General features: G+C 64.0%; 8 protein-coding genes. 5 read left to right on the top strand and 3 right to left on the bottom strand.

Annotated features, from left to right (window positions below; genetic code table 11):
• Positions 1-28 precede the first annotated feature (28 nt).
• Positions 29-676, bottom strand: coding sequence for a guanylate kinase (gene gmk, locus RCH14_RS21055; protein ID WP_343028049.1), 648 nt, complete (start codon positions 674-676; stop codon positions 29-31).
• Between the two features lie 181 nt (positions 677-857).
• Positions 858-1745: a YicC/YloC family endoribonuclease gene (locus RCH14_RS21060; RefSeq protein ID WP_343028050.1), complete on the bottom strand. Its 888-nt coding sequence runs from the start codon at positions 1743-1745 to the stop codon at positions 858-860.
• A 94-nt stretch (positions 1746-1839) separates the two neighbouring features.
• On the opposite strand from RCH14_RS21060, the gene RCH14_RS21065 reads away from it, so the two are divergent.
• The 5 genes from RCH14_RS21065 (at position 1840) to hemW (ending at position 6490) form a co-directional block, all read left to right on the top strand.
• On the top strand, positions 1840-2871 hold the full coding sequence (locus RCH14_RS21065; protein WP_343028051.1) for a serine/threonine-protein kinase: 1032 nt from the start codon (positions 1840-1842) through the stop codon (positions 2869-2871).
• Between the two features lie 24 nt (positions 2872-2895).
• The gene (locus RCH14_RS21070; RefSeq protein WP_343028052.1) at positions 2896-3825 is read left to right on the top strand and encodes a PP2C family serine/threonine-protein phosphatase; all 930 of its coding nucleotides are present in this window, start codon (positions 2896-2898) and stop codon (positions 3823-3825) included.
• Positions 3826-3836: 11 nt separating this feature from the next.
• Complete coding sequence (gene rph / locus RCH14_RS21075) at positions 3837-4568, top strand: ribonuclease PH (protein WP_343028053.1); 732 nt, start codon at positions 3837-3839, stop codon at positions 4566-4568.
• Positions 4569-4647: 79 nt separating this feature from the next.
• Positions 4648-5238 carry an RdgB/HAM1 family non-canonical purine NTP pyrophosphatase gene (gene rdgB, locus RCH14_RS21080; RefSeq protein WP_343028059.1) on the top strand — a complete coding sequence of 197 codons (591 nt, stop codon included), beginning with the start codon at positions 4648-4650 and terminating at the stop codon, positions 5236-5238.
• Position 5239: 1 nt separating this feature from the next.
• Positions 5240-6490, top strand: a complete 1251-nt coding sequence (hemW, locus tag RCH14_RS21085; protein ID WP_343028054.1) for a radical SAM family heme chaperone HemW — start codon at positions 5240-5242, stop codon at positions 6488-6490.
• Positions 6491-6503: 13 nt separating this feature from the next.
• Here the strand turns inward: hemW and RCH14_RS21090 are convergent, their stop codons facing one another.
• A complete protein-coding gene (locus tag RCH14_RS21090; protein ID WP_343028055.1) occupies positions 6504-6680 on the bottom strand; it encodes a hypothetical protein in 177 nt (58 codons plus the stop codon).
• Positions 6681-6826 lie beyond the last annotated feature (146 nt).

A 6826-nucleotide genomic window follows, 5' to 3' on the forward strand; every position in this document is an offset into this window, starting at 1 on the left:
GTGCGGCGCGCCTGCAACGGCGCGCTTGTCAAGATTGTGGATGATTCGCGTGGATTCCCAGCTGGGCAAACAGCGCAGCGTTGCGGGCAGCCTGTTGGGCAAATCGGCAACGTGTCGCTTTGACAATCGCCTGCAGCTCAGCCAGGGCGACGTTAAACTCTTCGTTGATGATAGCATATTCGAAGTCGGGCGCGTGAGCGATCTCGCCGCCCGCCGCCAGCAGGCGCCGCGTGATGATGTGCGGCTCGTCGGTGCCACGCTTGTGCAGGCGTTGTTCCAGCGCTTCGATCGATGGCGGCAGGATGAAAATGCCGGCCGCATCGGGGAATAGCTTGCGCACCTGGCGCGCGCCTTGCCAGTCGATTTCGAGCAGGATGTCCGTGCCGTTCTTCATTTCCTGCTCGACCGACAGGCGGCTCGTACCATAGTAATTGCCGTGTACTTCGGCCCATTCGAGAAACTCGCCCCGATCGGCGCGCGTGACAAAATCGTCAGCACTCGTGAAGTGGTATTCGCGGCCATCCTGCTCGCCCGGGCGCGGTGCGCGGGTGGTGGTCGAGATCGACAGCTTGATGCCCGGTTCGTTCGCCAGCAGGGCGTTGACCAGGGTCGATTTGCCGGCGCCGGATGGGGCGGCGACGACGAACAGGCTGCCGGAAAAGGCTTGTGGGAGCATGGCGGGGTCCTTTGTCAGTACGGTATATGCGCGAGCATGATGTCGCGGGTGGTCATGTTAACGTTGAACGCGTGGACGGGAAACCCGTCCACCCTACGTATCGTATCCATCGTAGGGTGAACGGCTCTGCCGTCCACGCGTTCAACCGGAGCTGGTATTGCTACCGATTCAATTCTGGCGCTTACTCGAGGTTCTGCACCTGTTCGCGCATCTGCTCGATGAGCAGCTTGAGCTCCATCGACGCATCGGCCAGTTCCTTCACCGACGCCTTGGCGCCGAGCGTGTTGGCTTCGCGATTGAGCTCTTGCATCATGAAGTCGAGGCGCTTGCCGACCTGGCCACCTTTTTTCAGGATGTGGCGCGTTTCGTTCAGGTGCGCCGACAGGCGCGACAATTCTTCGGAGACGTCGATCCGGATGCCGTACAAGGTCACTTCCTGGCGAATCCGCTCCAGTACTTCCTGGCGCGTAAGTGTCGACGGATTGCCGTGACCGGCCAGGCCCAATGCATCCTGCATGCGGTCGATGGCCTTGTTCTGGAATTGCGAAATGACTTGGGGGATCAGCGGCGTGATGCGCTTGACGATCGCTTCCATCGATTCGATGCGCGCTTGCAGCATCGTTTCGAGCGCGGCGCCTTCGCGCCGACGGCTGTCGACGAACGCGGCGATGGTGGTGACCGTGAGCGCGGCGACGTCGGCCTGGAGCGATTCCTGGCCGATGGTCGATTCTTCGATGACCCCGGGCCAGCGCAGCAGTTCGGCCACGGTCATGGGCGCGGCCTGCGCGAAGTGACGCGTCACTTCGCCTTGCAGTCGGGCCAGGTCGGCCAGCAACGCCTGATTGAGCGCCGCGGCGCCGCCGCTGACCTTGCGGCCGAACGAGACGCGCACCTCGACTTTGCCACGCTGGATCGCTGCCATGATGGCTGTTCGCAGATCGGGTTCCAGCGCGCGCAAATCGTCATTGATGCGGAACTGCAAATCGAGGAAGCGCGAGTTGACGCTCTTGATTTCGATCGTGAGGGTTCCGGCAGCGCCTTCGCTGGTGGCGACCGCATAACCTGTCATGCTTGAAATGCTCAATGAAATCCCCGGTTTTTATTCTTTACAAAGCCGACATTTATCCACACAATCGTGCTGTTTAGCAAGGAAACCCAATTGGATGGCTGCACAGAATAACGCTCCTCTGCCCGCAGGACTCGAAATTGCCGGATACCGCATTGTAAAGAAAATTGCGTCCGGCGGGTTCAGTATTGTTTATCTTGCCTATGACAGCGAAGGCAATGCAGTGGCCATCAAGGAGTACCTGCCTAGCACGCTGGCGCTGCGCCAGCCGGGGCAATTGATTCCGGTCGTGGCCAAGCCGCACCTGGCGGTATTTCGCATCGGCCTGAAGTGTTTTTTCGAAGAAGGCCGCGCCCTGGCGCGCATCGTGCATCCGAACGTGGTGCGGGTACTCAATTTCTTCCGCGCCCATGAGACCGTTTATATGGTCATGGCCTACGAGTCCGGCCACTCGCTGCAGGAACACATCGCGCGCGCGGCCGCCAAAGGCAATGGCCTGAGCGAAAACTTCGTGCGCCAGGTGTTCCACGGCGTCTGCAACGGCCTGCGCGAAGTGCATGCCAACAAGCTGCTGCACCTTGACCTCAAACCGGCCAACATCTATCTGCGTACCGACGGTTCGCCGCTGCTGCTCGACTTCGGCGCCGCGCGCCAGACGCTGCACACCGACGCCCCGATGCTCGCGCCGATGTACACGCCGGGTTTTGCCGCGCCCGATCTGTACACGCGCGGCGCGGCGCTCGGCCCCTGGACCGATATCTACAGCCTGGGCGCGGCCATGCTCGCCTGCATGAGCCGCTCGACGCCGCCGCCGGTCGATGCGCGGCGCATGGACGATCACGTGCCGCGCCACCTGGCGCGCCTGGCAGGCTATTATTCACCGGAGCTGGTCAAACTGGTGGCCGCGTGCCTGGCGCTCGACCCCTTGACGCGGCCGCAAAGCGTGTTCGAGATCCAGAAGGTGTTGCAGGCGGCGCCGGCCGCGCCGCTGCCGCTGCCGGCGCCGGTGCGGTCCACGGCTGCACTGGCAACCGATGCCAGCCCTGCCGACGCAGCGGTGGACGCACATGAGGCACGCGGCGGCTGGCGCGGGCTGGTCGATCGTCTCGGCGCATTCCGGCGCGATTAAAGGAAGGCGCGATTAAAGGAAGTCATGCAATTCTCGGTCTATCAACAAAGCCATATCGGCGGGCGCAAGGTCAACCAGGACCGGATGGGCTACTGCTACACGCGCGACGCCTTGCTGCTGCTGCTGGCCGACGGCATGGGCGGGCACCTGGGCGGCGAGATCGCCGCAACCATCGCGCTGCAGACGGTGTCGGCGATGTTCCGCCTGCAGGCGCGTCCCTACGTGAAAAAGCCCGAGCGCTTCCTTGAAGAAGCGCTGCTGCAGGCGCACCACGACATCCAGGCCTACGCCGTCAGCCACGGTCTGTCCGAGATCCCGCGCACCACGGTCGTCGCGTGCCTGATCCAGCACAACTGCGCCGTCTGGGCGCACGTGGGCGACTCGCGCCTGTACTGGGTGCGGCGCAAGCAGGTGCTGGCCTGCACGCGCGACCACTCGCATTTCGAGTACCTGCTCGAGCGCGGCCGCGCCGACCCGTCCGAACGCAACACGCACCCCGACCGCAATAAACTCTACAACTGCCTGGGCGCGTCGAGCCCGCCGAAGATCGAACTGTCGCAGCAGCACAGCCTGCAGCATGGCGACATGCTGCTGCTGTGCTCCGATGGTTTATGGTCCGTGCTGCCCGAAACCGAGATCGTGCACCGACTGGCCACGGGCGGCGTCGTGCAGGCGGTGCCGGAACTGGTGCAGATGGCTGCCGCCATTGGTGGTGCGCAGGCCGACAACACCACGGCACTGGGCATTGCCTGGCAGGGCGCGGCCGGCACGCTCGATCCTGATACCCTCAACGTGATCTCGACCCAGATGCTGGCCGAGGACGCCGTGAGCTCTACCATCGTCGCGGGCGACCCGCTGCCCGAAGGCAGTGACGCGTTCGACGAAGACGATATCGAAAAAGCCATCGCCGAGATTCGCGAAGCGATCGAAAAATCCTCCCAGCTGCTCAAGTAAGGACCGACCCCATGACCTACCCACCGCGCCCGAGCGGCCGCGCGACCGGCCAGCTGCGCCCGATCGTCATCACCCGCAACTACACGCGGCACGCCGAAGGCTCGGTGCTGATCGAGTTCGGCGACACCAGAGTGATCTGCACGGCCAGCATTGAGGACAAGGTGCCGGCATTTTTGAAAGGCAAGGGCCAGGGCTGGCTGACCGCCGAATACGGGATGCTGCCGCGCTCGACCCACAAGCGCATGGAGCGCGAAGCCGCGCGCGGCAAGCAAAGCGGACGCACGCAGGAAATCCAGCGCCTGATCGGCCGCTCGCTGCGCGCCGCATTCGATCTGCACGCGTTTGGCGAGCGCACGCTGCATCTGGATTGCGACGTGATCCAGGCCGACGGCGGCACCCGCACCGCCGCCATCACCGGCGCGATGTTGGCTGCGCACGACGCCTTCAGCACGCTGCTCTCGTCGTGCGCGATCACGGCGCTGCCGGTACGGCATTTCGTGGCTGCCGTGTCGGTCGGCATGGTGGGCGGCGTGCCGGTGCTCGACCTGGATTATCCCGAGGACGCGAACTGCGACACCGACATGAACGTGGTGATGAACGACCAGGGGCATTTCATCGAAGTGCAGGGAACGGCCGAAGGCGCCGCGTTCGACCGCGCCGCCATGGACCGCCTGCTCGACCTGGCGCAGGCCGGGATCGCCGACCTGATCCATTTACAGAAGCAGGCGCTGCGCGTGGGCTGACTGCGCTTGCCCAGTTCCCGGGCGGCAGGCGCGCGAAGCCGGTAAAATGACCGGTTTCCTCACCAGCACCGTGACCACCATGACCCAGCGCCTGATCCTCGCCTCCAACAACGCCGGTAAACTCAAGGAATTCGCCCAGCTGCTCGGCCCGATCGGCCTCGACCTGCATCCGCAAGGCGAATTCGACGTTCCGGAAGCAGAAGAGCCGTTCGGCACCTTCGTTGAAAACGCGCTGGCCAAGGCGCGCCACGCGTCGCGCCTGACCGGCTTGCCGGCACTGGCCGACGATTCGGGCGTCTGCGTCAATGCCCTCGGCGGCGCGCCCGGTGTGTATTCGGCCCGCTATGCCGGCGAGCCAAAATCCGACGCCAACAACAGCCGCAAGCTCGTCGCCGATCTGTCCACACTGACCGACAAGTCGGCCTATTACTATTGCGTGCTGGTCTATGTGCGCCACCCGGAAGACCCGCAGCCGATCATCGCCGACGGTCGCTGGAATGGCGAAATCATCGCTACGCCACGCGGCGAGAATGGCTTTGGCTACGACCCGTACTTTTTGATTCCGTCGCTCGGCAAGACCACGGCCGAACTGGCGCCGGACGAAAAGAACGCGCTGTCGCACCGTGGCCAGGCGCTGCGCGCGCTGGTCGAGAAATTGAAAAACACCTGACATGATCCCCATTAAATTCGTCGGCGAGAACGTACCGCAACCGTTGGCCGGCGAGCCCCGTTCGCCCGCCATGGCCGCGCTGCAATACCTGCAGCCGGGCGCGCTGAACCTGACGGCGCTGCCGCCGCTGTCGCTGTACGTGCACTGGCCATGGTGCGTGCGCAAATGTCCGTACTGCGATTTCAATTCGCACGAAGGCAAGGGTGAATTGCCCGAAAAGGATTACCTCGACGCGCTGCGCCTGGACCTGGAACAGTCGCTGCCGTTGATCTGGGGCCGCAAGATTCACACCGTCTTCATCGGCGGCGGCACGCCAAGCCTGATGTCGGCCGCGGGCCTGGAGCGCCTGATGTCCGACCTGCGCACCCTGCTGCCGCTGGAACTCGACGCCGAGATCACGATGGAAGCCAATCCCGGCACCTTCGAGGCCGAGCGCTTCAAGAGTTATCGCGAGAGTGGCATCAACCGTCTGTCGATCGGCATCCAGAGTTTCAACCCGGCGCATCTGAAGGCGCTGGGGCGCATCCACGACGGCGACGAAGCGCTGCGCGCGGTCGAGATCGCGAAGAACACGTTCGACAATTTCAATCTCGACCTGATGTATGCGCTGCCATCGCAGACGCTGGCCGAGGCGCGCCACGACCTGGAAACGGCGCTCGCCTTCGCGCCGCCGCATCTGTCGCTGTACCACCTGACGATGGAGCCGAACACGGTCTTCGCCAAGTACCCGCCGGCGCTGCCGGACGACGATCTGAGCGCCGACATGCAGGACATGATCGCCGAGGTGACGGGCGCCGCAGGCTACGATCACTACGAAGTGTCGGCCTACGCCAGGGCCGGCCGGCGCGCGCGCCACAACCTGAATTACTGGCAGTTCGGCGACTACCTGGGCATCGGCGCCGGCGCGCATTCGAAGATCTCGTTCCCGCACCGCATCCTGCGCCAGGCCCGCTACAAGCAGCCGGCGTCGTTCATCGAAGCAGCCAAACGCGGCAACCCGGTTCAGGAAGAGCACGAAATCAGTCGCACCGACATGGGCTTCGAATTCATGCTCAACACGCTGCGCCTGACCGGTGGCTTCGATCCGAACCTGTTCGGCGAGCGCACCGGGATGAGCATCAATACCATCAACAAGGCGCTCAACGAGGCCGAAGCCAAAGGGCTGATCTACCGCGATCACAAGCTGATCAAGCCGACGGAACTGGGGCAGCGTTTTCTGAACGATTTGCAGGAAATGTTTTTGGCGGAGTAAGTGCCTCGGTTTTTCAGGCCTGCACGACGCCTGCCATCGCGGTAAGCGTGCGCGTCAGGCCGGCGACGACGCGCGCCAGGCCGTCGAATTTGCCGGGCTGCTGCATCTCGGCGTTCTCATCGGCGCGCAACGGCGCGGTGTAGAAATAGGGGTAGCCGAGAAAGTCGCTGCCGGTGATCAAGAGGGTCATTGCTTCGATGCTGCGGCCGGGATGGCTGGCGCTGGCGCTGTCGCTATGATCCCGCTGCCGCTGCCGCTGCCGCTGCCGCTGCCGCTGCCGCTGCCGCTGCCGCTGCCGCTGCCGCTGCCGCTGCCGCTGCCGCTGCCGCTGCCGCT

Source organism: Massilia sp. MP_M2 (assembly GCF_039123635.1).
Lineage (GTDB): Bacteria > Pseudomonadota > Gammaproteobacteria > Burkholderiales > Burkholderiaceae_D > Telluria.

Bases quoted from the DNA above. Each gene is read 5' to 3' on its own strand.
- rph (WP_343028053.1), top strand. From the start codon at position 3,837: ATGACCTACCCACCGCGCCCGAGCGGCCGCGCGACCGGCCAGCTGCGC.
- RCH14_RS21065 (WP_343028051.1), top strand. From the start codon at position 1,840: ATGGCTGCACAGAATAACGCTCCTCTGCCCGCAGGACTCGAAATTGCC.
- gmk (WP_343028049.1), bottom strand. From the start codon at position 676: ATGCTCCCACAAGCCTTTTCCGGCAGCCTGTTCGTCGTCGCCGCCCCA.
- RCH14_RS21090 (WP_343028055.1), bottom strand. From the start codon at position 6,680: ATGACCCTCTTGATCACCGGCAGCGACTTTCTCGGCTACCCCTATTTC.
- RCH14_RS21060 (WP_343028050.1), bottom strand. From the start codon at position 1,745: ATGACAGGTTATGCGGTCGCCACCAGCGAAGGCGCTGCCGGAACCCTC.
- rdgB (WP_343028059.1), top strand. From the start codon at position 4,648: ATGACCCAGCGCCTGATCCTCGCCTCCAACAACGCCGGTAAACTCAAG.
- hemW (WP_343028054.1), top strand. From the start codon at position 5,240: ATGATCCCCATTAAATTCGTCGGCGAGAACGTACCGCAACCGTTGGCC.
- RCH14_RS21070 (WP_343028052.1), top strand. From the start codon at position 2,896: ATGCAATTCTCGGTCTATCAACAAAGCCATATCGGCGGGCGCAAGGTC.